A 23,128-nucleotide genomic window follows, 5' to 3' on the forward strand; every position below is an offset into this window, starting at 1 on the left:
TGGTTCCCGGGCGTCTATGCGTAGAGTAAGTGGGAGGCGTCGAAGCCATCCCTCTGGGGATGGTGGAGCCGAAAGTGAAACACCACTCATAGATGCTCGGGAACCTAACCCCGAAAGGGGAACAACGTCAGGTGGGCAGTTCGGCTGGGGCGGCACTCCCGCGAAAAGATAACACGGGAGCCCAAAGGTCGGCTCAGGTGGTACAGAACGCCGCCGTAGAGTGCAAGGGCAAAAGCCGGCCTGACGAGACCCTTCAAAGTACGGGGTCTCGACGCGAAAGCGCGGCCTAGCGAACGCTCATGCCCCCACACGTGGGGGCTGGGCATGTCAGAAAAGTTACCCCGGGGATAACAGGGTCGTCGCGGGCGAGAGCTCCCATCGACCCCGCGGTTTGCTACATCGATGTCGGCTCTTCCCACCCTGGGGGTGCAGCTGCCCCCAAGGGTAGGGCTGCCCGCCCGTTAAAGGGGAACGTGAGCTGGGTTTAGACCGTCGCGAGACAGGTCGGACTCTAAGGGTTGGAGGTGCAGGTCGCCTGTGGGGAAGGTACTCCTAGTACGAGAGGAACAGGGTACCAGGGCCTCTAGTCTACCGGTTGTCCGGTAGGGCAATGCCGGGCAGCCACGCCCTAAGGGGTAATCGCTGAAAGCATCTAAGCGAGAACCCCTCCCCGAAAAGAGGCGGCCGTGTAGATCTCCGAAAGGGGATCTACGGGAGCCCACCCAAAAAACATGGGGCTGATGGGGTGGGGGTGTAAGTCCCGAGGGCGAAAGTCCGAGGGATTCAGCCCGCCACTCCCAACGGGCAAGCCCATGCAGTCATCCTTAGGTGGTTGGACGTAATTGGTCGTAACTAGCCTCTTACATTTATTTCTCTTTTATTATGTATTATGGGGATTTTAATTACCGGTTATAGTAGGGTTGATTGGATCTAGTAGTATAATGGTTTTGTGTCTAGTTTTTATGTGAAGGTGCATGATTATATAATTCGTATGTAACGGGATATATTTTGAAAAGTTTGAGTAGAATATTTTGCAAGTGCCTAATAATGTTAAATTCTAGTGTTTGATCTTTTTATTTTGGATTTTATAGTAAAATTTATTTAAGATATTTATTTCCCCATTTTTGTATCTCTTCAAAAACTCCTTTTAATTCCTTACTTTTTTCTGTAAGCTCATATTTTACTCTAAAAGGTCTATCACTTATTATGATTCTTTTTACTAAATCGTAAGTTTCTAAGTCTTTTAATGTTGAGGATAATGTCTTTGAGCTGAGTTTAGTTAGTTTTTGTAGTTCATTAAAACCTTTGCCTCCGTCTAGTAAATATCTTAAAACAAGTAACTTTGGTTCGCTTCCTATGATTCTAATAGTTTCTACTATCGGACAGATTGTAGATTCAGGTTTCTTCAAGGTAATCAGATTTAGTTAGGTAAACGGACTATATATATACTTTACTTTCTAAACTTACTTTGCAATGGCTAGGTTAGTAAAACACGATCGTAATAAGCCATATGAAATAAAGGCAGATAATGGACAAGTTTTTTATGTATGTGCTTGTGGACTATCTAAACATAAACCTTTTTGTGATGGTTCACATAAAAGAACCTTAGATGAGGAAGAAGGGATATATATATACGATGAAAATGGAAGAATTAAAGTAGAGAATTTTTATCCGTAAGTGTTTTTCATCATTTTATTCCGTGTTAATTTTTTTATTTAAACTAACTTCTAAAATTTGCAATAGATTTTATTAAAATTCTTCAAATTAATAAATTAATAATTTTATACATTTAAAAACTTTTAGCCTAACTCTTATGTAGATAAATCAAATATTTAAATTAGTGTTTATTTTTCCTGGATTGAGTCTATCTTCTGGATCTACTTTCTGTTTGAAATCAATAATTTTTTCTAATCTATCATTATTGGTGAAATCTATTTTAACAATGTCATTAACTTTGTAGGAATGTAAGTTAACGTTATAGCCTAATTGTGGTAATTTAGTGTAATCGAGTATATAAGTTCGTGAAAATATCTTATTTGAGCTCTTAGTGATTTCAGCGTTGATTAGACATTTAGCTTCTTCTAGAATTCTGGATTTTTTATCTAATTCGTCTAATGAGATATTTAGCGAATTATAATTTACTTTTCTTTTGCTTACTACTGTGATGAGCCTGCAAAACTTGTTATTATGTCCTTTGTTGCATAGCTTTGGCCGTTTTCGTCATATACTCCGTATATTATATTCCATTTGTCCCATGAATACTCTGGGTCTATTTCTTTTGCCATTCCGTAATTTCTTATGCTTAAGAATTCTGTAGAATTTAATATGTTAAAAGCATCGTCTAGTGCTTTAGATAATGAATTAAATGTTTTCTTAACTATATTAATCTTTTTATATTTTCTATTTACTAACCTCATTTTTATCTTTGTAATAATACCCGTAGTTCCTGCAGCTAGAGTTGTTGAAAGTATATTTTTTCCTGTTACTGTATAAAATCCTTTTGGAGTGTAAATTTCTACTTCTATCAAATTGTCCCATAGAGCTCCGTTTTTTAATGCTCCAAATCCATATGCTCCTGTTGCTGCATATCCGCCTAATGTTGACATGTAAAAACTTGTAGGAATTACTGGAATATCATTTATTCCTATTTCGTTAAAATCATTTCCAGGTCTTGAGATGAGCACATCTCCTATTCTTTTAAATCCTTTAAAATTTGTAATGTCTGCAATTATAGTGTTTTATTGGTACAGTTTCTCCTAGCGTGTTAGTTCCGCTTCCTCTTACTATAATGTAGAAATTATATTCTTGAGATAATTCTAACAGCGTTTTTATTTGTTCTTCTGTAGTTATTTTTACTATTGCCTCGGGAACCTTCTTTAGGTCGTATAATGTAGAGGATAAATAACTATAGTCCATAGAATATTTTTCTAATATTTCTTTGTCAGTGTATATTTCGAAATATTTAGATAATATATCTTTTAGCATAACTAGTATATTTCTTCTGATTTTATAAAATGTAAATCTAACCAGTTTGAAGAAAATTATGATAAATTGTTGTAGTTGATGTTGTAATATAAGGAAAACCTTTGGTTATAGTAGGTTAAAGACTTATTCTTGAATTGTGAATAATTTTTTTATTGCTTCATTATATATTCGTTTATAGTTTTCTTAGTATTTTTAAGGAGAAATTATAATATTTCCAAATAATAACTGTTGATAAATATTTTTATAGCTATATACCTTAGATATTTATTCCCTCATGGCTTTTTACTCTTATGAAATTTTATGTAGGTAGTCTTAGTAGGTTAAAGATTATTTCAGTTAAGGAAGTTCTTAAACATTATATGACAAGCTATGAAATAATACCTTTTAATTCTCCTTCTGAAGTTCCTAGAACTCCTTGGAACGATGAGACTCCAACTGGAGCTAGAAATAGGGCTGAAAATATGAGGAAGAAATTCTTGGATAATGAAGGGGTTTACATAGGTTTAGAAAGTGGACTTGTAGAAAGGTTTAATCAAATATATGAGGAGACGTGGTGTGTAATAATTTATAAGGATAAGGAATTTTCAGCATATTCTAGTGGTTTAAGATTGCCAAGACAAGTAGTAGAAAAAATTAAACAAGGTGTTCCTCACAGTAAGATATTGAATCAATTATCAAAACAGCTTAATGCTTCTCCTAAAGATACATGGGGATTATATACTAAGTTTAAATTAAGTAGAAAGGTTGAGATAAAAGAAGCTTTTAGAAATGCTCTAATATTAATGTTAACTAATATTTAATTTATATTTGTATGGCTTTTTCAATTCTATATGCTATTAAACCTCCTATTAGTCCTGCTATCCAAATGAATGCTAAATGAGTATATAAATCAAAATAGACTTTTTGCCAATCTACTACGGCACCGTAAATAAATGGCCTATAAAACGCCTCGTAAATTATAGGGTCTGGAATTCCCCACAATATACCTACAATAGCTCCTTCTATTGCTGCTAAAATCTTTGGATATGTTTTTGATGATATACCGAAAGGCTTCCCGCCTGTGAAAGCTATTATTGCGTCAATAAATAACCCATATGTTAATGCCTCATAAAAAAAGTATAATGGTTCTCCACCAAATCCGTAATGGAATAAGTCTGAAAGGAATGTAAATACTGTGAGAGATACCATGCCTACACCAGTTTTTCTAACTACGCCTGCAATAACGAAGAGTATAATCATTCGTCCCCAAAAGCCTGGGTCAATAAAATATTCTATTCCTTTCGGTTCTACTCTATCTATAAAAGCTCCTAAGTAAAATTCCCAAACTACGCCTGCAGCAGCTCCAATTCCAATATAAACCCAGTCTAATGTAGTAAAATTTTTCAACGCTCTTCTTCTTTTGGCTATTAAAAATACTAATGTAGGTGCTATTATATAATAGGCTAGTATTATTTCCCAAGGGATCTCTCCAGGGAGGTCTATTAGACCTTTAATACCATTAATCATAATTTCAAATTAAAAGTATAATACATAAATGTTTCCTTTATAGTTATAAAATTCTATATAGATTATTAGGACTATATATTATTCTTGTTAATGAGAAAAGTAATTGGCTATTAAATTATAGACGCTTGTTAGATTATTTTTTCCTAAAGAATAAATTAAATCGTTCTATTATATAATATACATAAATTCTCATATTAATAATCTTTTAAAATTGGAAATATTTTATATTAATCTATTATTGCTGTATTAGTATTTAAACATGAAACCTCTAGGATAGTTAATTCTTAATACATTGTTTTATCATGTAAGAAATAGTATATTATGATTACTATAGTTAGAACTAAGTCGTGTTTTCAATTCTGTATAGACTAGCTTAGTTTTCTTATATTTTAACTTTATATAGAGGTGTAAATTCTAAATCTAACGTAAGATTAAAAGTAAGTATAACTTCTCTCTGAGAAAAATTTGAGGCATTCATAAACTATGTTTTCAGTTAAATATTTTATATATTAAATATCGATATTAGCCTATTTTAATATCTTGATATAATAATAGTAAATATATCGATATATCATTTATTATAATAGAAACATATAATTTTTAGCTCTAAAATAAGAAAGATTTTTAATTTTTCAGTGGTAGTAAATTTGAGAATATGTTTTCTTCTGATCCTTCCGTTATCACACGAAAAGAAAAAATGGATAAAGAAGAAGCTGTAAGGGCTATAAGAGGAGCTTTAATGGCTGAATTAGACGCTATAAACTATTATCTTCAACAAGGTAAATTATTTAATCAAGACTTTATTAAGAAAGTTCACGACGATATAGCTAAAGAAGAAATAACTCATTTTGGTGAATTCTTAAGATTACTCTATGAAACTAGTAAGGAAGATTTTGAGTATATGGTTAAGGGCTGGAATGAAGCGTCTAAGTTAATAGGAAGTAATCCTTCATTTCCAATTACTTTATCTTCTACTTTGGAGGAAAAAGCGCAAAAAGAGAATCAAGATATGAATGTTGAATATTTCATAGCTAAGGCTTTAGAAGAGCGTAAAATAAGGAATTATGGTACTATATTAAAATATGGAGATGAGTCTATTTCCATTTATGATCTTGAGGATACTGGAAATAAATTAATTCAAAAGGATAATAGCTCTTTATATAAAATAGAGCATTTGAACGTTGAGTTTGAAATAAGAAGTGATTTATCTATAACAAGAACTATGGATATTATCTATAAGGCTGGATTAAAATATTCTAAATTGGAGGATTTACTTTTGCTTTCTAATCATCCTCTTTCACTTTCTGAAAGAGGAATAAAAGAAAAGCCTTCAGACTGGGAAATTCCGGGTAATATTGCGTTCGATATTATTAAATCAATGGAAACTATAGAAAGTTCTGGTTATTCTGATATTGCAGTAGTAATTTCTCCTTCTCTTTATGCTAAATTATTTAGAGTATATGATAAGACTGGTAGCTATGAAATAGAATTATTAAGGCATTGTTGTGAAATGATTGTTTCTCCATATTTGAGTGGATTAATAGTATTTTCTAAGAAAGGATTTTATATTTTGGAAAACTCGCCAGCAAGTGTAGAATTCTTAGGTAAAGAAGGAGTTTATAGCGATTATCTTATATCCGGTAAAATTTCTCCTTATCTTATTGATTCTAATGCTGCTATGATATTAAAGTAGTTTTTCTATGTCACTTAGAACATATTTTAAATCTTTTTCCTTTTTTACGTTTAAATCAGGATAAAAGTTACACCTATCTAAGAGAATAGAATCTAAAAATGCTCTTTTTGCTCCTATATAATCTACCTCAAATATATCACCTATATGTATAGCTGGATATCCTCCCTTAGATATAGCTAAATAGAATATCTTTGGATTGGGCTTTACATATCCAACTTCACTTGAGATTACCAATGAATCAAAGTATTTCCTTAAGTCAAACTGATCTATGAGCTTATGGATTCCTTTAGTAGCATTGCTAACTAGTACAATCTTGAGTCCTAAAGATCTTATACCTTCTAGAAAGTCTATGGTATCGTCGTAAAGAAAAGCTTCTCCGTCTCTAATGTTAGATTCATTAAGGGATTTTACTAATTTTTCATTTGGTGTAATTCCTAGGAAGTAAAGGAAATCCTTTAAATTTACTGGATTATGACCGTTTTCGTCTGGAAAGTTATTTAATGCCATAGCTTTTACATATGCTCTAAAAACTTTCTTCTTATCGAAATTATATCCATTATCTTTAACTATTTCATGTACTCGTTCGTAAAATACTGGCCTAAAACCTACTAAAGTACTACCAAAATCTACAAAAACAGACTTTATCAAAATATTTCGCCTAATATAAAATAAAAATCTTAACTTTTTATAGCTATTCTTTCTTTACTTGATTCCTCTAAAGGTTTTGCTTTAGTTTCTGGTATACTGAACCATGTTAAAATAGCAGCAATAAACATTAAGATTGCAAAGAACATCATTGCTACTTCTTTACTTATTGAAACGAAAAGTATTGGGAATAGAAATGATGCTATAGCAGCTCCAGTCCTTCCTGATGCTACTGTTATAGCTTGGACTATTCCTCTTACTTTTGTTGGCGCTAGTTCTACTCCTAGCATTCCAGCAGTACTTATTATACCTGGACCAAAACTGCTTGTAAAGTCGTGTAAACCATAAATTATTAGAAGCATTTCAGCAGGTAAGTAGGCTTCACTTGGTAAAAGTATTGCAAATATAGCAAGGAATATTCCTTCTCCTAAAGCTCCTATAGCCTGCAATGGTTTTCTTCCTAGCTTATCTATTCTTGAAATTCCGAATATTTTACCTGGAAATCCGAATATAGCAGTAATTATGAGCGAAAATATAGCAGGATCATATATTCCTATGGATCTTGCAATTAGAGTAGGCCCAAATAGACCATTTGCGTAGCCTGTAAGATCAAAGAGAAACCATAAGATTGCCGCTATTAGGAACACTTTCCCAGAATTTTTAAAATAGGATAGAATAGAACTGCAATCTCTTAAATTTTCTTTTATGTTTTCTTCTTTTCCAGTTATTTCTTTTACTACTTTAGAGAATTTTATATTATCACCTTTTATTCTTAATAAAAATCTTGATGTTTCAGGTACTTTTCTTCTTAGATAAATAACGGATGCGGCGGGTAGTGCACCAGCTGCTAATATTATTCTCCAGAGTACATTAGTTGATACCAGTGGGGAGATGCCTAAGTAAAGTAAAGATGCTGTTACTGCACCTAAGCTCCACATCATTCCAAAACCCAGGGCTATAAGTTTTCCTCTATCCTTAGCGTTTGAATGTTCTGCCATTATCATTGGTGAAAGCACGTAATCTGCTCCAGTTCCTATTCCTACCAAAAATCTAACTAAAGCTAATTCAATTGGAGAAGAGACAAAGGCTTGTAAAGTAGCTCCTATTGTCATTAACGCTACATCTACACCGTAAAATGTTTTCCTTCCTTTATTTGCTAGAATTCCAAAAATTATTGCACCCAATGCTGCACCTATAAATACTGTTCCTGTTAATACACCTAACCATAAGTCATATAGGCGACTTTCTTTCGTTATTCCGAAAGTTCCTAAAACATCTAGTAAGACCAAGCTTATTGATGACAATAAATATCCGTCAGTAAAAACTCCCATTCCTGTAGTAAATAATGCCTTTATATGAAACATATCAAATTTTTTATCATCCAATGGTTTAAATACGTCTTGTAGTTTCATTTTTCTATTAAAAGCTAAAAAATCATACTATTTAAGAATAATCCAAATAATTTATTTAGTAGTATATAACCTATATTTACTATATATTGTAGGCTTTTCTGAAATTATTCTCTATTATTGTATTTAAAGTACGAAGATCAATCTCTTTTATTTTGGAAATAAAGTCTAATGCTAGTATTATATCGGAAGGCTCTAATAATTTTCCTTTATATTCATATCCTCCATCACTTTCAGTTATGATTATATTTAAAGGCGCGTTTTCTAATACTTTTTTGTGTTTTTCTTGAAAAGTTACTGAAGGATTTATTGTTATGAAATATCCAGCTCCTTCAATGTCTTTAATTAGATCGATAGGCCCAGAATACCAATGTATTATTGCCTTTTTTATATTATGTTTTAGAAGTAAATCTAATGTTTCTTTCCATGCGCATAAACCATGAACATTAACTGTTTTATTCTGGGAATTCTCTAAAAAATTTTCGAAATATTTTATTTGTAAATCCTTAGCTGCCTTACTATATTTAAAATCTAAACCTATTTCTCCTATAAAATCTGCTTTGTTAATTAAATGGAGAACGTTATCTATATTTTCCTTGTCCACATTCCATGGATGTATTGCGACACCCTTAAGTATATTTTTATCACTTATCGATAGTGTATTAATAGACGATGAATAATCCATGCTTACAGCTGCTATCTTGAAATTTTCGTACTTTTTCTTTAATAATGAATAGTGGCAATGTGCATCATAATACATACTAAACTTTACGCTTTTATTTTAATAAATGTTGAGAGTTGTAAGTCGAGATTATTGAGCACTTTTTCTGGTAATAATACTTTTTGTAAAGATTTTAACACTGTCGATGGAAATATTTTACCACTTAATCCAATATTAATTCTCATTGTGACTATTGATGTTATTTCCGTCTTATCTGGAATTTTTCTTGGTCTAAATGATATTTCATAAATCAAATTTTTTGAGTTAAAAGTATAATTTATTAAACCTAAATTATAGTTTGGTCCATTAATTTTTCCAAGAATTCCAGTCTTTAAGACGTTTCCGTAAAATTCTCTTGATATAGGTAAAGCTAGAAAGCCTATATTTTCCTTAAGCCTAACTATACCTATTGAGTTATAAATCAAGTCTTTGTTTTGGATTATCCTTAAGGAATCTTCATAATTCAGGTCTAATCTTATAAAATCGGATGAAGTTAAAAAATGCCAGTTATTACTTTTTATATGTTTTAAAAATGATTTTTTATCGTTAAAATCTTTATCACAACATTTATATGCCATAGTTTATGGTACTAAAAATTCATAAAGAAGATTATTTAGAGACATTCTAATGCAGATTTAAATATGACTGCGTTTTTACTTTACGACCATAACTGGTACTTTTGAGTGATTTAGAACTACGCTAGATACGCTTCCTAATATTACTCTCTTAAATCTAGATAATCCTCTACTTCCAATAATTATAAGGTTTATAGAGTTTTTATCTGCAAAATCTAATATAGCAGTAGCAGGATCTCCCTCTATTACTTCACCTATTATATCAACTTCACGCAAGGTTCCTGCACCTTCTTTTTTAGCTATTTCAGTGGCTTCTTCTACATCTTTTCTTACCTTCTTTTCAAGATCTTTTATTGCTGAGAGTGGAGGTAAAACACCAGTATTATAAAATACGCTTTCGTCTATAGCTTCTACAATATAAAGCCTAGAATTGTAAACTTTGGCTAGATCTATTCCTATAGCTAATGCTTTCTTAGCATGTTCTGAACCATCGTACGCTACAAGTATTCTTTCAAACATGTTCTCAAACTCATTCTTATAATAGGAAACTTTAAATTTAACTTCTAGTAATTAAATAAATATTTTTTAACGTACTCTTTAAGTTCTTTTAGCTTAGTTTTAAGGCAAATGTCTATTATAATGTTTTTTATATTCTTCCTATCTTCGCAATTTAAAGATAGCAGTATTGATTCTGCCTCTTCATATCCTCTATTTGTTAATTTGAAATTTTTTATTCCTTGTAAATAACCTAATCTTATTAAATAATATATATGTGATTCAATTCTTGGACTATAAACAAAAATTCTTTTATTCCATCTAAAATAAAATAATCCGTCTTGTACTATATAATTTTTTGACAGATAATCATAAATTAGAAAACTAGATACAAAAAGTGATATTTTATTCATTTCTCTTTCATGGAGAGAAATTAAAATTAGGTCATCTACTTTTATATTATAATCTATTCGTCCTTCTTTAGTTAATTTCTCGAAATCTGAATATACTTTCTTTAAGAGTAAATACATGGATGTGAATGAACCATATTTCTCTACTTCGTCTATAGATTCTTCAAGTAGTTGCTTAGCTCTTGATTCCATTATTTTATCTCCTCAAGTTCTATTAGTGCTAATATTAATCCAGAATGTGGAAAAAGATGTGGAAAATTGCCCATAGGATAACAAGTATCTCTTTCATAATGTTCTGCTATTAGGCCTAAATCTGTTGAACACTCTATAAGGTTATTTATAATGTTCTTTGCATAATCTATTTTTCCAAGTCTTATGTAAACTCTAGCTAACCATGTAGATACTAGAGTAAAAGGATTGCTTACTTCCCCTAAAAAATCGTCCTTGTATCTTAAAAGTAAGCTATTTGAGACTGAAAGTTCTTTTTCTATTCTTTGTAACGTAGAAATAAATCTCGGATCATTTACACTAATGAAATTATATAGTGGTAGTGTAAGTAATGCTGCATCAACTTCTTCGCTTCCATAATATCTTACGAAACTTTTTGTTTTTTCGGAATAACCATTAGCTAGCACGTCTTCTTTAATTTCATCAGCTATTTTTTTCCAATCAGTTTCAATACCTAACATTTCAGCTAGTTTAGATGCTCTATCTACAGCTACCCAATCCATTACTTTTGTATGTACAAAATGCTCATAAATTCCTCTTTGTTCCCATATATCAGTACTTTTATCTTTCCATGAATTTTTAACCCAATTAGCTATTGCATCTACAGCCCACCATACATCCTTTATAAATCCCTCGTCTTTTGTTTCTTTATAATATGTGTATAATCCATGCATATATGCGCCTTCTATATCACTTTGTACTTGCATATAAGCTCCATTACCTATTCTTACTGGTTTGGAATGCTTGTATCCTTCTAACCACGTAAGCTCTTCTTCAGCAGGAGGTGCAGTACCATCTATGCTGTAAAATGGATGATCAAAACTCTTAGACGAGGGATCTATCATAGAAGTTAGAAAACTTAGAATATCCCTTCCTCTGATATATAATCCTGATCTTATTAACGCTTCAGCAGAGTAAGATGCGTCTCTAACCCAAACATATCTGTAATCCCAATTTCTTTCTTTTCCTACTATTTCTGGCAATGAAGTTGTAGGCGACGCTATTACTCCGCCTGAAGGATTATAAGTTAATCCAAGGATTACGGTTAATGATCTATAATATTCTTTTTCGAAATTCCGAATTTTTTTGGCTTTTGAAATCTGTGAGTCCCAATATCTTAATGCTTTGTCTAGTGCTTCATAAGGTCTAGAATAAACAAAGCCTTTCTTACTAAATAATCCATATCTTAGATCTTTGGAATATAATAAATAAAGGAATCCTTTACCTGGATTAAAAATTATTTTGTTTTCTTCAAAAGTATAACTACCATTTAATAGTACTTCTACGCCTTCTCTTGATCTAGGATTTGTAAATATTATTCCTGATTCTAAGAATTGTACTCCTGGCTTTATTAAACTGTATTCAAATAATGGATTTACTTCGGCGTAGAAAGGTATTTCACTGTCATATATTCTTATTATTGCAGGTAAAGATAAGGGCAGGAAATCTATTAATTGGAGTCTTTTTCCATCTTTTACCTTAAATTCGCTTTTTAGAATTAAAGAATTTCCTACATATTCTTTCTTATAAAAATATTCTATTAAAGGTCTAATTGTAAAACTTCCACCATTTTTGTCAAGAATTTTAGAAAAAATTGATGGAGAATCGTATCTAGGACAGGGAAACCAATCTATACTCCCTTCGTTTTCTAATGCAGCAGTAATTCCATTAGATAGGAGTGCGTAGAAATCTATCATTTCTTTCCCCTATAGGAACTTATAGCTTCTTCTAGAACTGAATTAAGTTCGCTTATAGCGTTATCTACTAGGCATTTCTTAACGCTTTCTAATCCCATTTCTCCTAATTTATCCTGATTTTGAATAGCCAATTCTATCTTTTTGGCCATATCTTCATAATCCCCAGGATTGAAAGTATATCCATTTCCTCCTTCTATTATAATTTCACTAGCTCCAGCTCCCTTACTTACTACAACTGGCTTTTTATAGAGCCACCCTTCACATACAGTTAAACCAAAACCTTCAATGTTAGAAGGTAGAGCTACTACATTTGCTCTTTGATATAGAGACATTAGTTCATCATCAGAAACATAACCCGTAAAAATTACTTTGTCCTCTATTTTTAGATCTTTTGTCATATCTTTTAATTTTCTAACCCAATTTCCAGCCTTATTATGACCTAAAGTTTTGCTTGTAAAACTTCCGTCCCCTGCTAAAACTAATTTTACATTCAGATTTTTCACGGCCTTTATAGCTATATCTTGACTTTTAATTGGATCCATTCTAGCTACTACTAGTACTACTTTATCATTGTCTTTTATACCAAATTTTTCTTCTATTTTTCCTACTTCTTCTTTATTCTTACTTTGATAAGCATTAGGATCTATAAATGGATATATTTGTTTGACATTGACTTTTGCTCCCGTTCTTACAAGTCCTTCAATGTCTCTTTTTGTACTAAAAATAACCGAATCAAAACCTTCAAATGATCTTACTAGGAATTCTCGTAATCTATCATCTAAATTTTCAGGCACAAAAGGAATATGATACCATAATACAGCTGGTGCCGAAGGTCCAATAATTCCACCGACTAAAAGTTGTTGGAAATCATTAATAAAATACGCATCAGTATCAGAATAAAATTCTAGAAGTTTTTGTGCAGAAACCCAATTATAAGTAGCATATGCTATATAGTCGTCTCCATTGATTTCATATTTAGATACACCATGGCTTTCATTATATATACCTTCTTTAAACCTTGTATATTTAGCAAGTTGCTCTGGAGGAAGATCTACAAAATGCACTTCGATGTCATTTAATAATGCTGATGGAGGATAACCAGGACCTAATGAAACCCACCTTTTTTTAGTAGATTTTACTCTGTCTAGGAATCCTAACATCATTTTTGATACTCCGCCAACCGATACGTAATATTCGTCTGAAGAGAGTAAAGATAGATCAAGTGGTAATGAGAGAACTCCATATCTTTCTATTATATCTTTGAATGTTACGGTAAATCTTATTGGAGGTGTTTGAGTATTTACAGCAAGGCTATTCATAGGTAAATAGAGAAATCAAAGTTAATAACTTTGAAGATACTTTAACTAAACTTTAAATAATATTTCATTATTCAATCATATTTATTAAATCCCTTAATCAAAATATTTATACTAAACCCTTCTTCTGATAATTTCTTAATTTCCTTTCTTATCTTTACTTTTTTTTCTTTTCTAATTACTAATTTTTCTAGTGTATCTATATCTTGCGATTTTATATATTCTATAATTCTATTTTTACTTAAAGGGAGAATTATTACATCTGAGTTAATATTGTCTATAATCTCCTCTATATTCAACGAAGATTCTACAACATTTAGTTTCCAATTTATTAGCCTTACCATTAAGGAAAATCTTTCTATAATTTAAATAAAGTTTGAATTAGATGAGTTATATGTAAAATCCTTAAAAATTCATATTGGTCATACTTATTTTATAAATAATCTTATATATAAGTATCTTTGATTCAGAGTAAAAAATTTTAGTATTACATGATATTGTGGAGGTCTTGAGTTTATTTTGGTATGGAATTGAGTATCTTAACCAAAAATTTATTTATAATGATTATCTGATAACCTAAAGTGTTTAGGCTTTCAATAGTGGGTGCTAAAGGCGGAGTAGGAAAATCGACATTAGCTTATTACTTGGCCTTAGAATTTAGCAAAAATAAAAAAGTGCTAATAGTATCTATAGACGGTTCTAGAACCCTTAGCGAAATATTTAACGTTAGCGGAAGCTTATTAGATAATACGGATTTTTATTATGAAAAAGGGAACTTGTCGTTTATATCATTCTCTAGCGGAGGAAAAGACGTGAGTATTGATACTGTAGAGAATATTTATTTACAGTATATTATAGGTAAGGATATAGTAATAGTTGATAATCCAGTGCATTTAGGTAAAGATATTATCTTAGAATACTCCGCGTTTTCCAAGATGAGTAACACAAGGAATTATATTTTAGGTGTTTCATCTCCGCAATCGTTCGTAATTACTGCAACAAAGAATTTTTTGAAAGAATATTCTTCTGCACTTTCATCAAATTTTAACGAAATAGGTATAGTTATAAACTTCTTTAAAGGAGACAAAATAGACGAGTTTAAGGTATATACTAGAATATTTACTATTCCATTCATTAAAGAATTATTATATAAAGGATTCTGGAATATTGAAACTCCTAAAGAATTTAAATGTTTATCTAAAACAATTTTAAATATTTTGGAAAATGAAGGCTAAGCTTTTTATTTTATGTAATATATAGTTCTACTTAAATGTTTACTATTAAAGCAGAATGGGATAGGCTTCGAGGAGTTCTTGTTCATGAGCCTGGGATAGAGATGTTTTATGGAGTTCTAGATCCGGAATCATTTCTTTATATGCGTAGGTTTAATTTACAACGAGCTTTGTTAGAGCATAAAAAAATGCAAGATACGTTGAAAGAGTTAGGAGTTACGGTTTACAGGCTTAAGGATGTTATTCTCGATAAGGCAAATTCTGATCAAAAAATTATGGATTATTTAAAGAAATTAGCTTTGGAGTCTATAAGATTTGAAGGAGATGGAGAATTAGAGAAACAGCTACAAGATTTTGAGGAGGATATTAATAAATTAGATCCTGAAAGCCTATTTAATATTGTTTTATTAAAGCCTACTGTGATAACGCATAAAGCGTTAGGAACTTCCGAATCTACTCCAAGGATAATAAATGAGGAACCTTTAGCTAATCTCTATTTCACAAGAGATCAAACTATAGTTACTGATGAAGGTATAGTTTTAGGTAGAATGAGTAAGAGAATAAGAAGAAGGGAAACAATTTTACTTAAATTAGCAATAGAGAGTTTGTCGGAAAACATAATAAAAGAGATTAGCGAACCAGCATTTGCAGAAGGAGGAGATTATATGCCTTTTAAGAATTTTGCAATATTTGGCACAGGAGATAGAACTACCATAGCTGGTGCTATCCAGGTTTCTGATGCTCTTAATTTTAATGAAATAGTAATTGCATATAATCCTGTAATTCAAGCAAACGATTATATGCTTTCGATGCATTTGGATATGTATCTTAATACTCCTATGGAAGGTATAATTGTATCAAATAAGAAAATTTTACAATCTACAAGAGCAGACGTTTATGAGAAAAAGGAAGGTAAATATGTGCTTAAAGAAAGAACAAATCTTTTAGATTTTTTCATTAAAAAGAGATTCGATATTATAGACATAACACTTCTAGAACAAATATCTTACTCTACAAATTTTCTGACAATTAAAAACGGTCAAATTGTAACTCTAGATTCAGAAAAGAATTCTAAATATGTTTTAGAATACGTCAATAGTAGAGGGTATATGGATCTTTCCAATGAAATAAACTTAGAATATACTAAGCTTAAGGAAGATAAAAGATTCTTTCCTAGGAAAAAGGAAATTGATGATTTCGGAATAGACTTTGTAATAGCAGATGTAGGAGAATTAACTGGGGGGTTTGGAGGAATTCATTGTATGACAATGTCATTATATAGAAATTAAAAAATATTAACATATAAACTATTTTTTTATAGAAATATAGATATTTATGACTTTTATATACTTAAGCTTAAAATATATCAATAGATTTTTTACATATGAACGATAAGGTTCTTTTCGTATTCATGACAGGAAGAGAAAATATGGCTAAATTATTAGCTAATATAGGAATGGCCGCTAAGATAAAGAGTGCTGATCCGGGTATAACGGTTGAAATGATTTTCTTAACTCCAGCAGTAGAGTCTTTAAATAAGAAACAAGTTATATTTAAACCGATTCTAGAAACCGTTAAGGAAGCAAAGAAAGTAGGAGTGAAAGTAATAGCTTGTGAAGTAGCTATGAAGAATGTAGGTTTAGATAAGGATGACATAGAGGAAAATTTAGTAGACGAGTTTGCTCCAATAGGTGGTATTTATGTTTTAAATAAAATAAAGGAAGGATACGAAGTTTTAACCATTTAGCTTTTTTATTCTATATAATAAAATTAATATTATTTGTTTTCTATGGGATTTTTATAGTAATTGCTATGTTAAAGAGTAAGAAGTATTATGTTTACTACATAGAGAAGGATAATAAGAATCACATAAAGGAACATTACCTAGCCCCCTTAGATAAGATGATCGAAACTTATCTTAAAATTGGGGGTGTTGGGGTATCCCACACAGTGGACCGGCCGGGATTTGAACCCGGGACCTTTCGGTTGCGAACCGAACGCTCTTCCAGCTGAGCTACCGGCCCACACTTAAATATTAAAGAAGTTAGAATATAAAATATTGACTTATGATGAGCGATGGGCGGCAAGATCTATGATGAAAACCACTGCAGCTCTGATTATTTTTTATCTAGATCCTTTTCTTCAGTTTTTTCCTCAACTTCCTCTTTCTTTGCAGATTCTGGTATGGTTGCTAATAATTCGGAGTAAGCTACTTCACCATGCATTGCGTAATCTCCTATCTGTAAAGTATCTGGTGGCGCTTGCAATGGTATGAATAGTCCTATGAGTTTAAGTAAACCGAAAGTTATTGCAAAATCATAAACTACCACTATAAGAGCTGCAAAGGCCTGTATGCCTAGTTGATACCAATTTCCATATAAAGCTCCAGTTAAACCTGGATCTATATAAGCTGTTACTGCTGGATCTGCAAAAATTCCAGTTAATAGACCGCCTAATATTCCTGCTATGCCATGAGTAGAGAATACTCCTAATGTGTCATCTATTTTTAATTTTGGCTCTAACTTATATAATGCTAACCATGGTATGCTTCCAGATGCTATGCCGATTATTATTGAATATAATCCATTAACATAACCGGCTGCTGGAGTTATTGCTACTAGTCCAGTTATTGCTCCGCTTGTAGCGCCTACTAATGTTGGCTTCTTGAAGAAAGCCATATCCATTAGCATCCATGTTATTGCGCTTGCAGCTGTTGCAATGTTCGTGTTTAATACTGCTATAGCAGCGTCAATAGTAGCACCGCCTGGGTCACCTCCATTAAATCCATCCCAACCTAACCATATTAGTCCAGCACCTGCTAATATTAGAGGCAAGCTATGAGCTTCTAATTTTCTTTCTGATGCTAATCTAGGTCCTACTGCTAATGCTGCAGCTAATGCACCTATTCCTGCATCTACATGAATTACATAACCTCCGCTAAAGTCTACCGCACCCAATTGATTTAGCCATCCACCTGCAAATAACCAGTATGCGACGGGGCTATATACTAATAATGACCAGAAAGGCACAAAAATCATCCATGCTTTAAAGTTCATTCTTTCTAGGACTCCTCCTGCTAGTAAGACTGGAGTTATTGCTGCAAATACGAACTGGAAGAATATATAGGTGGATGTAGGTATATCAACTGGAGAATATCCAGGTCCATATATGGTTTGTGAAGCTTCATATGTTCCAGGCCATGCAGGTAGAGGTGTTCCCAATATACCAAAATGATCTATTACTAAGGTAGGTTTTCCGAAACCGAAGTTATATCCTGCAATCATCCAGATTATTAGTACTGCTGCGAAAGCATAGAAAACCATTAATGCGCTATTAACTGCATATTTCTTTTTAGATAATCCAGCATAGTATAGGGCTACTCCTGGAACGCTTTGAAGTCCTACGAAAGTTGCTGCTGTTAGCATCCACGAATTGCTTCCTAAACTAAGCCAAGACGGAACTGAAGCTGATGGATAATCAGCTGTTCTATTTAATATAGATTGAATTGAACTATTTAATGATTGTATAGCCGACGAGCTTGCTGATATTGAAATTAAACTAAATATAATTGGAAAGAGAAGGATTGAAATAGTTATTAGCTTAATATATTTATTCCCCATTCTCTATCAGAACAAAAAAGATGATAAACTGTTTATAAAGAATTCCATAAATCTGTATAAAAAGTTTTCATTTTTAATGGATTAATTTTTTAATTATACATGATTCTAGATTATAGATTAAACGATTAGATTAAATTTTTTTTAATATATCTAGGTAGTAATATAATTTATTTTTATACATGTATAAACTCTTGGAATCTGATATAAATAAAAGACTCTTTATAATTATAATATAATATACTGTTTTTAACTTATGAATTTCTCAGCTTTATTTGATTACACAAGATTTTACAATACTAAAATCTAATTTATGCGATTTTAATGGTAATATTTATTGCTTGTTCTTTAGTTGTAGGTGTAGAAATTAATAACAAGATTTAAAACAGTTAAAATAAAAATCTTATAACGGGCCCGTAGCTTAGCATGGCTAGAGCGCCCGGCTGATATAGTCTTGCAGAAACCGGGAGGTCGAGGGTTCAAATCCCTCCGGGCCCACACGTTTTTGGAATAAGCTTATAAAAAGGAAATAAGAGAAAATGGTTATGCAATCAATTAAGAGCGTTTCTCGCGTTCTGAGGAAAACTACTCTTACTGATATGATATTAGTGTCATCTATAGCTTTAGTTTCAATATTAATAAGAGCCATAAGCGCAGATTATCCTTTAACTATTAATGGATTTGATTCCTGGTATCTATTTTATAACGCAGTCATGATAGCTCAAGCTCATGGAAATTGGTATGCCGTACCTCCAGATGTCCATGCATGGTATCCATGGGGCTTCTTTATAGAATTAGATGATACAATAGGTTTACCATTTATTGTTGCATTACTTTCATTACCCTTTTCCTCCTATGGGACTAACGCAGTTTATACAGTAACTATATTTATGGATATTGCGTTAGCAGGTCTAGGAGTTGCTGCAGCATACTTAGCTGTAGATGGTATAACTAAAAGTAGAGTTGGAGCATTAATAGCAGCTATAGTTGTAGCAGTATCCCCAGCATTAACATATAAGAATATCATAGGCGGTTTGCCAAAAGATTCATGGGGAGGTGTTTTTGTTCTTTTTACTATATATTTATTAAATTATGCCATAGAAAAGAAAAAGCCACTATACGGAGCTATAGCTGGAGTTCCACTATTTTTAGCTGAAATATCATGGGGAGGATATACATATATAGATCTAAGCTTAATAGTAGCAGCTTTTGTGCTAATATTACTAAATAGGAATGATATTAACACAGCCAAGTCGTTCACACTAATGGGTGTAGTTACTGCTTTTTTAACCTCTTTTGCTCCAAACAATATAGGCTTTATGTCTGGATTAGCACATGGTTTTTCCTTACTATTAGTAGGACTATTGCTTTTTGCTGATCTATATCTAAAAGAAATAATTCCTAAGGAGTTATCAGATGCTAGACCTATGGTTTTAACTTCTATACTAGTTTTGATATTTGTTTTAGCTATAGTAGGTCTCTCATTTTTAGGAATTACTCCAATACCTGCTAGATATTATGCTATAGTAGATCCATTCTACCAGTTTACAGTACCGATAGATAGAACAGTAGCTGAATATATACCCCAATCAATATCATCCATGATTCAAGATTTTGGCGTCTCGTTATTTATAGCCATAATTGGAATATACTATATATTAAAAAGTGGAAATCTTTCAGCGTTATGGTTAATGATACTTGGAGTAGTAAGTATATATGGAACATCTGAACAACCATATTTATTTAATTATACTGCGTATATGGTAGCGCCATTAGCTGGAATAGGTATATTCTTTATAATATCTAAATTAAAGGATGTTGGAAGTAGGCTAATTCCTATAATGCTATTAGCTTTAGTTGGAATATCACTGGTAGGTGATGCTGCTTCAGCTATAATGGCAAGTAATGAACCTAATGCTATAGTGACTTCAGCTAGTCCATATCCTGTCTTGAATTATGCATGGGTAAACGCATTAGATTGGGTAAATAGTAATACTCCTCCTCATTCGTTTATATTAAGCTGGTGGGATTATGGATATTGGGATGAAGTAATAGGAAATAGAAGCGTTATTGATGAAAACAACACTCTTAACGGAACTCAGATAAAACTTATGGCAGAAATGTTTCTTAATAATGAAAGCTTTGCGGCAAATGTTTTAGAAAATGATTTTCATATAAAGCCATATAATGGTAGCCCAAATCAAGTCCCAGCATATATTCTAGCTTATGACGCAGTAACATTAGCATATTCTTCAGGCTCAAGCTCCTTTAGTTTAGACGCATATATAGGGTACCCAGTAGATATGGGAGGGCCATTTTTAGGATATACAACAAGCTTAGGCGATATAGGAAAAGCTATGGGCGCAATGACCATAATAGCTGGATATCCAATCAGTGAGTACATAAATAGTACATTAGTTTCTCAACAGATATCGGCAATAAACAGTACTTATGGAGCTAACCCAGCTACTGCTTCTGAAGCACAGACATTAGAAAGCTATATAGCGAATTCTTATGTCATGGCTTGGACATCTAAGGCATACCAATCCCTTATTGTGCAAATGTTTATTGAAGCTTTACAAGACGAAGGTTTTCAAGTAGTTGCGCCATTTACTACATCATTTTCAACAACAGGAATAAGCGGTGGAAAAATACTTCCTCCAGTACATTTAGATTATTTCCAGCCAGTACATATAGCATTATATCCATTATATGAGAGCAGAGCTTACGGTTATATAGTGTATATAATGGTAATGGTATATGAGTTTACACAGCCTGGATATGTTATACCAAACTCTAGCAGTTAAGTTTTCTTCCTTTTTTCATTTCTAGTCTATATTTTACGAATTTATCTTCTGGAGAAAACCTTGGTGGATGAGGTACTATAGTTTTGGATCCACATATTGGGCAATTATCTTTAAGAGTATATGTTCCGTCAATAGGGCATTTTCTTAATTTCCATTTCATAACCTTACGTACTATGAGTTTAAATTAAAAAACTAATTTTTATCTTCTTAGCTATTGGCTATATATTTTCCTATTACCTTGAGCTTTTTCGTAGATGAATTTTCAGCCAGCGTCGCTTTAAATAATTAGTAGTTCCAGCAAGTCCTTGACTTGTAATTTCTTATTTATACTCTCTATAATGACTAAGAACTTTATGGGCGTTCTATATAGGAAGTACTAATGAAATAGCGATAAATTATCTATAAAAACGCTATAAAGACTCTCTTAGAAAAGTATTATTTTCAATTTTATAAATTTTATATATAAAAATCATGTAGTGCATCATTATTTATAATTTCTTTTTATTACATAATTTAAAAAATTTACTATTTTGCATTTCCAAATTCTAGTCCTTCATCTGAAGCTAATGTTTTAATATTTTCTACTATTTCAGATAAGTTTTTAGCTACTTCCTTAGGTTCACTACCTAGAACTTCTATTCTATATCTAGGAGCACCAATACTATATACCTTTACTGTTACATTTTCCTCTTTAGGTAACGCTTCGGAAAACACTTTTTTTATCTTCTCTACGCCTAGTGGATCTGTGGTCCTTAAGATTATTATTGTTGATTCTTTATATTTGCGTTCTTCAGAATGTTTAGAAGCTTCCTCTATTAACGGCTTTATCCATATTTCTGGGACTCCAGCTTCCAGTAGAACTTTTTCGCCCTCTTTGCTTGCTTTTTGCATTGCTTCGAAAACATCGCCGTATTTGTCTTCTAGTTTCCATGCTACTTGTTCCCATGCTTCCTTTTCCGTTTTACCAAGCTTTTTAGAAACTATCTCTAAAATTTTATCAGTCTTTTGGATCTTTTTCCATTCAGCATTCTTCTTTCTTTTTTCGTCATCAGTAACTTTTTTCAATGATACGTCTACTGTACCTTTTCTTCTATCTATTCGTATTACTTTAACAACTATTTTTCGTCCTTCCTTTATTACGTCTCTAATATTCTTTACCCATCTTGTACTTATTTCACTCCAAGGTAAGAATGCTTGCAAACCTCCATATTCATCTAGAGTTACATAACTACCATAATCAAAAATCTGCTTTACTGTTGCTATTAGAATGTCTCCTTCTCTTGGTAATGGATGCTTATTGTATATCATTTTTAACTCATATCTCTAATAATTTCGCCTACTATTTTTGCTTTACCTCCAGTAGGATAAGTTATTTGTGTACCGCATGATAGGCATCTTACTGGAAAAGATGCATGGCTGAAAATAACTTGCTCATTTCCACAGTTTGGGCATTTAACTCTTACGAATTTAGTCTTTGGTTCTGGGATTAAAACTCTAAGCTTCTTCATTTAATCACCTCAGCTAATTCTAGTTTTTTAACTCTTATTCCATGTTTCATTATCGTGTATCCACATTTTTGACATTTGAACATTAAGACTTGCTTCTTTGTAACTTTAGCAAAACGTTTTTGTTCTGGTTTTCTTTTGCTTCCATATCCTAGATTCTTCCTATCGTATCTTCTTTGTCCTTCAGATAAGGTTCTTCTTTTTCCAGATTTATACAATGTTACGCTATGCTCTGTGTGAGTTTTACATCGTGGGCAATACATCTTTACAAGCTTAGGAACTTTCAT

Annotated in this window: 25 protein-coding genes, 2 tRNA genes, 1 rRNA gene and 1 pseudogene (1 of these 29 running past the window's edge); 10 read left to right on the top strand and 19 right to left on the bottom strand. The window is 32.0% G+C overall.

Annotated features, from left to right (window positions below; all coding sequences use genetic code 11):
- A 23S ribosomal RNA gene (locus DFR85_RS26875) occupies positions 1 to 819 on the top strand; it begins 2,230 nt to the left of the window's first position.
- A 278-nt stretch (positions 820 to 1,097) separates the two neighbouring features.
- On the opposite strand, the gene DFR85_RS26880 is transcribed toward DFR85_RS26875, so the two are convergent.
- The gene (locus tag DFR85_RS26880; protein WP_246253074.1) at positions 1,098 to 1,415 is read right to left on the bottom strand and encodes a winged helix-turn-helix transcriptional regulator; all 318 of its coding nucleotides are present in this window, start codon (positions 1,413 to 1,415) and stop codon (positions 1,098 to 1,100) included.
- A 58-nt stretch (positions 1,416 to 1,473) separates the two neighbouring features.
- Here DFR85_RS26880 and DFR85_RS26885 point away from each other — a divergent pair, with 58 nt between their 5' ends.
- The gene (locus DFR85_RS26885) at positions 1,474 to 1,677 is read left to right on the top strand and encodes a CDGSH iron-sulfur domain-containing protein (protein ID WP_168367203.1); all 204 of its coding nucleotides are present in this window, start codon (positions 1,474 to 1,476) and stop codon (positions 1,675 to 1,677) included.
- Positions 1,678 to 2,156: 479 nt separating this feature from the next.
- Here the strand turns inward: DFR85_RS26885 and DFR85_RS26890 are convergent, their stop codons facing one another.
- Entirely contained in the window at positions 2,157 to 2,684 is a 528-nt protein-coding gene (locus DFR85_RS26890) for an FAD-binding protein (RefSeq protein WP_110270935.1), read from the bottom strand.
- A gap of 22 nt (positions 2,685 to 2,706) precedes the next feature.
- A complete protein-coding gene (locus DFR85_RS26895; RefSeq protein WP_110270936.1) occupies positions 2,707 to 2,985 on the bottom strand; it encodes an FAD-binding protein in 279 nt (92 codons plus the stop codon).
- Between the two features lie 290 nt (positions 2,986 to 3,275).
- Here DFR85_RS26895 and DFR85_RS26900 point away from each other — a divergent pair, with 290 nt between their 5' ends.
- Entirely contained in the window at positions 3,276 to 3,785 is a 510-nt protein-coding gene (locus DFR85_RS26900) for a DUF84 family protein (protein WP_110270937.1), read from the top strand.
- 1 nt (position 3,786) lies between these two features.
- Here the strand turns inward: DFR85_RS26900 and DFR85_RS26905 are convergent, their stop codons facing one another.
- A complete protein-coding gene (locus DFR85_RS26905; protein ID WP_210433960.1) occupies positions 3,787 to 4,494 on the bottom strand; it encodes a hypothetical protein in 708 nt (235 codons plus the stop codon).
- A gap of 652 nt (positions 4,495 to 5,146) precedes the next feature.
- On the opposite strand from DFR85_RS26905, the gene DFR85_RS26910 reads away from it, so the two are divergent.
- Positions 5,147 to 6,184, top strand: coding sequence for an encapsulin (locus tag DFR85_RS26910; RefSeq protein WP_110270939.1), 1,038 nt, complete (start codon positions 5,147 to 5,149; stop codon positions 6,182 to 6,184).
- On the opposite strand, the gene DFR85_RS26915 is transcribed toward DFR85_RS26910, so the two are convergent.
- The 9 genes from DFR85_RS26915 to DFR85_RS26955 all read right to left on the bottom strand — a co-directional run bounded on the left by DFR85_RS26915 (position 6,176) and on the right by DFR85_RS26955 (position 14,024).
- Positions 6,176 to 6,832: an HAD family hydrolase gene (locus DFR85_RS26915; RefSeq protein ID WP_168367205.1), complete on the bottom strand. Its 657-nt coding sequence runs from the start codon at positions 6,830 to 6,832 to the stop codon at positions 6,176 to 6,178. The two genes, DFR85_RS26910 and DFR85_RS26915, sit on opposite strands and share 9 nt — an antisense overlap.
- Before the next feature lie 29 nt (positions 6,833 to 6,861).
- Positions 6,862 to 8,241, bottom strand: coding sequence for an MFS transporter (locus DFR85_RS26920; RefSeq protein WP_168367206.1), 1,380 nt, complete (start codon positions 8,239 to 8,241; stop codon positions 6,862 to 6,864).
- A 79-nt stretch (positions 8,242 to 8,320) separates the two neighbouring features.
- A complete protein-coding gene (locus tag DFR85_RS26925) occupies positions 8,321 to 8,998 on the bottom strand; it encodes a TatD family hydrolase (protein WP_110270942.1) in 678 nt (225 codons plus the stop codon).
- Positions 8,999 to 9,006: 8 nt separating this feature from the next.
- Positions 9,007 to 9,537 (bottom strand): hypothetical protein, encoded by a 531-nt coding sequence (locus tag DFR85_RS26930; protein ID WP_110270943.1) that lies wholly within the window; start codon positions 9,535 to 9,537, stop codon positions 9,007 to 9,009.
- A 75-nt stretch (positions 9,538 to 9,612) separates the two neighbouring features.
- Positions 9,613 to 10,053 carry a universal stress protein gene (locus tag DFR85_RS26935; RefSeq protein ID WP_110270944.1) on the bottom strand — a complete coding sequence of 147 codons (441 nt, stop codon included), beginning with the start codon at positions 10,051 to 10,053 and terminating at the stop codon, positions 9,613 to 9,615.
- A 44-nt stretch (positions 10,054 to 10,097) separates the two neighbouring features.
- Positions 10,098 to 10,631: a hypothetical protein gene (locus DFR85_RS26940; RefSeq protein WP_168367207.1), complete on the bottom strand. Its 534-nt coding sequence runs from the start codon at positions 10,629 to 10,631 to the stop codon at positions 10,098 to 10,100.
- Positions 10,631 to 12,364 (bottom strand): alpha,alpha-trehalase TreH2, encoded by a 1,734-nt coding sequence (treH2, locus tag DFR85_RS26945; protein WP_110270946.1) that lies wholly within the window; start codon positions 12,362 to 12,364, stop codon positions 10,631 to 10,633. Before treH2 ends, DFR85_RS26940 begins: the two co-directional genes overlap by 1 nt.
- Positions 12,361 to 13,683, bottom strand: coding sequence for a glycosyltransferase family 4 protein (locus DFR85_RS26950; RefSeq protein ID WP_110270947.1), 1,323 nt, complete (start codon positions 13,681 to 13,683; stop codon positions 12,361 to 12,363). The genes treH2 and DFR85_RS26950 overlap by 4 nt, the downstream gene beginning before the upstream one ends.
- A gap of 71 nt (positions 13,684 to 13,754) precedes the next feature.
- Positions 13,755 to 14,024, bottom strand: a complete 270-nt coding sequence (locus tag DFR85_RS26955; protein ID WP_110270948.1) for a hypothetical protein — start codon at positions 14,022 to 14,024, stop codon at positions 13,755 to 13,757.
- Positions 14,025 to 14,261: 237 nt separating this feature from the next.
- Here DFR85_RS26955 and DFR85_RS26960 point away from each other — a divergent pair, with 237 nt between their 5' ends.
- The 4 genes and pseudogenes from DFR85_RS26960 to DFR85_RS31950 form a co-directional block, all read left to right on the top strand.
- Positions 14,262 to 14,915: a ParA family protein gene (locus DFR85_RS26960; protein WP_110270949.1), complete on the top strand. Its 654-nt coding sequence runs from the start codon at positions 14,262 to 14,264 to the stop codon at positions 14,913 to 14,915.
- Positions 14,916 to 14,950: 35 nt separating this feature from the next.
- Positions 14,951 to 16,201, top strand: coding sequence for an arginine deiminase family protein (locus tag DFR85_RS26965; protein WP_110270950.1), 1,251 nt, complete (start codon positions 14,951 to 14,953; stop codon positions 16,199 to 16,201).
- 95 nt (positions 16,202 to 16,296) lie between these two features.
- The gene (locus DFR85_RS26970) at positions 16,297 to 16,659 is read left to right on the top strand and encodes a DsrE family protein (RefSeq protein ID WP_110270951.1); all 363 of its coding nucleotides are present in this window, start codon (positions 16,297 to 16,299) and stop codon (positions 16,657 to 16,659) included.
- A 65-nt stretch (positions 16,660 to 16,724) separates the two neighbouring features.
- Positions 16,725 to 16,832 (top strand): annotated as a pseudogene (locus DFR85_RS31950) (putative integrase); the annotation flags it as partial.
- A gap of 31 nt (positions 16,833 to 16,863) precedes the next feature.
- On the opposite strand, the gene DFR85_RS26980 reads toward DFR85_RS31950, so the two are convergent.
- A tRNA-Ala gene (locus DFR85_RS26980) sits at positions 16,864 to 16,936 on the bottom strand.
- A 93-nt stretch (positions 16,937 to 17,029) separates the two neighbouring features.
- Positions 17,030 to 18,532 (bottom strand): ammonium transporter, encoded by a 1,503-nt coding sequence (locus DFR85_RS26985; RefSeq protein WP_110270952.1) that lies wholly within the window; start codon positions 18,530 to 18,532, stop codon positions 17,030 to 17,032.
- Between the two features lie 407 nt (positions 18,533 to 18,939).
- Here DFR85_RS26985 and DFR85_RS26990 point away from each other — a divergent pair.
- Both DFR85_RS26990 and DFR85_RS26995 read left to right on the top strand, forming a co-directional pair.
- Positions 18,940 to 19,027 (top strand) — tRNA-Ile (locus DFR85_RS26990).
- A gap of 47 nt (positions 19,028 to 19,074) precedes the next feature.
- Complete coding sequence (locus DFR85_RS26995; protein ID WP_110271874.1) at positions 19,075 to 21,336, top strand: STT3 domain-containing protein; 2,262 nt, start codon at positions 19,075 to 19,077, stop codon at positions 21,334 to 21,336.
- Here the strand turns inward: DFR85_RS26995 and DFR85_RS27000 are convergent.
- From DFR85_RS27000 to DFR85_RS27015, 4 genes are all read right to left on the bottom strand, one after another.
- Positions 21,326 to 21,496: an RNA-protein complex protein Nop10 gene (locus DFR85_RS27000; protein WP_110270953.1), complete on the bottom strand. Its 171-nt coding sequence runs from the start codon at positions 21,494 to 21,496 to the stop codon at positions 21,326 to 21,328. The two genes, DFR85_RS26995 and DFR85_RS27000, sit on opposite strands and share 11 nt — an antisense overlap.
- A 365-nt stretch (positions 21,497 to 21,861) precedes the next feature.
- Positions 21,862 to 22,644 (bottom strand): translation initiation factor IF-2 subunit alpha, encoded by a 783-nt coding sequence (locus DFR85_RS27005; protein WP_110270954.1) that lies wholly within the window; start codon positions 22,642 to 22,644, stop codon positions 21,862 to 21,864.
- A gap of 2 nt (positions 22,645 to 22,646) precedes the next feature.
- A complete protein-coding gene (locus DFR85_RS27010) occupies positions 22,647 to 22,844 on the bottom strand; it encodes a 30S ribosomal protein S27e (protein WP_110270955.1) in 198 nt (65 codons plus the stop codon).
- On the bottom strand, positions 22,841 to 23,128 hold the full coding sequence (locus DFR85_RS27015; RefSeq protein WP_110270956.1) for a 50S ribosomal protein L44e: 288 nt from the start codon (positions 23,126 to 23,128) through the stop codon (positions 22,841 to 22,843). The genes DFR85_RS27010 and DFR85_RS27015 overlap by 4 nt, the downstream gene beginning before the upstream one ends.

Source organism: Acidianus brierleyi, assembly GCF_003201835.2.
Lineage (GTDB): Archaea > Thermoproteota > Thermoprotei_A > Sulfolobales > Sulfolobaceae > Aramenus > Aramenus brierleyi.

Coding starts and splice junctions, on each gene's coding strand:
- DFR85_RS26885 (WP_168367203.1), top strand. CDS start 1,474: ATGGCTAGGTTAGTAAAACACGATCGTAATAAGCCATATGAAATAAAG.
- DFR85_RS26895 (WP_110270936.1), bottom strand. CDS start 2,985: ATGCTAAAAGATATATTATCTAAATATTTCGAAATATACACTGACAAA.
- DFR85_RS26900 (WP_110270937.1), top strand. CDS start 3,276: ATGAAATTTTATGTAGGTAGTCTTAGTAGGTTAAAGATTATTTCAGTT.
- DFR85_RS26910 (WP_110270939.1), top strand. CDS start 5,147: ATGTTTTCTTCTGATCCTTCCGTTATCACACGAAAAGAAAAAATGGAT.
- DFR85_RS26920 (WP_168367206.1), bottom strand. CDS start 8,241: ATGAAACTACAAGACGTATTTAAACCATTGGATGATAAAAAATTTGAT.
- DFR85_RS26925 (WP_110270942.1), bottom strand. CDS start 8,998: ATGTATTATGATGCACATTGCCACTATTCATTATTAAAGAAAAAGTAC.
- DFR85_RS26930 (WP_110270943.1), bottom strand. CDS start 9,537: ATGGCATATAAATGTTGTGATAAAGATTTTAACGATAAAAAATCATTT.
- DFR85_RS26935 (WP_110270944.1), bottom strand. CDS start 10,053: ATGTTTGAAAGAATACTTGTAGCGTACGATGGTTCAGAACATGCTAAG.
- DFR85_RS26940 (WP_168367207.1), bottom strand. CDS start 10,631: ATGGAATCAAGAGCTAAGCAACTACTTGAAGAATCTATAGACGAAGTA.
- treH2 (WP_110270946.1), bottom strand. CDS start 12,364: ATGATAGATTTCTACGCACTCCTATCTAATGGAATTACTGCTGCATTA.
- DFR85_RS26950 (WP_110270947.1), bottom strand. CDS start 13,683: ATGAATAGCCTTGCTGTAAATACTCAAACACCTCCAATAAGATTTACC.
- DFR85_RS26955 (WP_110270948.1), bottom strand. CDS start 14,024: ATGGTAAGGCTAATAAATTGGAAACTAAATGTTGTAGAATCTTCGTTG.
- DFR85_RS26965 (WP_110270950.1), top strand. CDS start 14,951: ATGTTTACTATTAAAGCAGAATGGGATAGGCTTCGAGGAGTTCTTGTT.
- DFR85_RS26970 (WP_110270951.1), top strand. CDS start 16,297: ATGAACGATAAGGTTCTTTTCGTATTCATGACAGGAAGAGAAAATATG.
- DFR85_RS26985 (WP_110270952.1), bottom strand. CDS start 18,532: ATGGGGAATAAATATATTAAGCTAATAACTATTTCAATCCTTCTCTTT.
- DFR85_RS26995 (WP_110271874.1), top strand. CDS start 19,075: ATGCAATCAATTAAGAGCGTTTCTCGCGTTCTGAGGAAAACTACTCTT.
- DFR85_RS27000 (WP_110270953.1), bottom strand. CDS start 21,496: ATGAAATGGAAATTAAGAAAATGCCCTATTGACGGAACATATACTCTT.
- DFR85_RS27005 (WP_110270954.1), bottom strand. CDS start 22,644: ATGATATACAATAAGCATCCATTACCAAGAGAAGGAGACATTCTAATA.
- DFR85_RS27010 (WP_110270955.1), bottom strand. CDS start 22,844: ATGAAGAAGCTTAGAGTTTTAATCCCAGAACCAAAGACTAAATTCGTA.
- DFR85_RS27015 (WP_110270956.1), bottom strand. CDS start 23,128: ATGAAAGTTCCTAAGCTTGTAAAGATGTATTGCCCACGATGTAAAACT.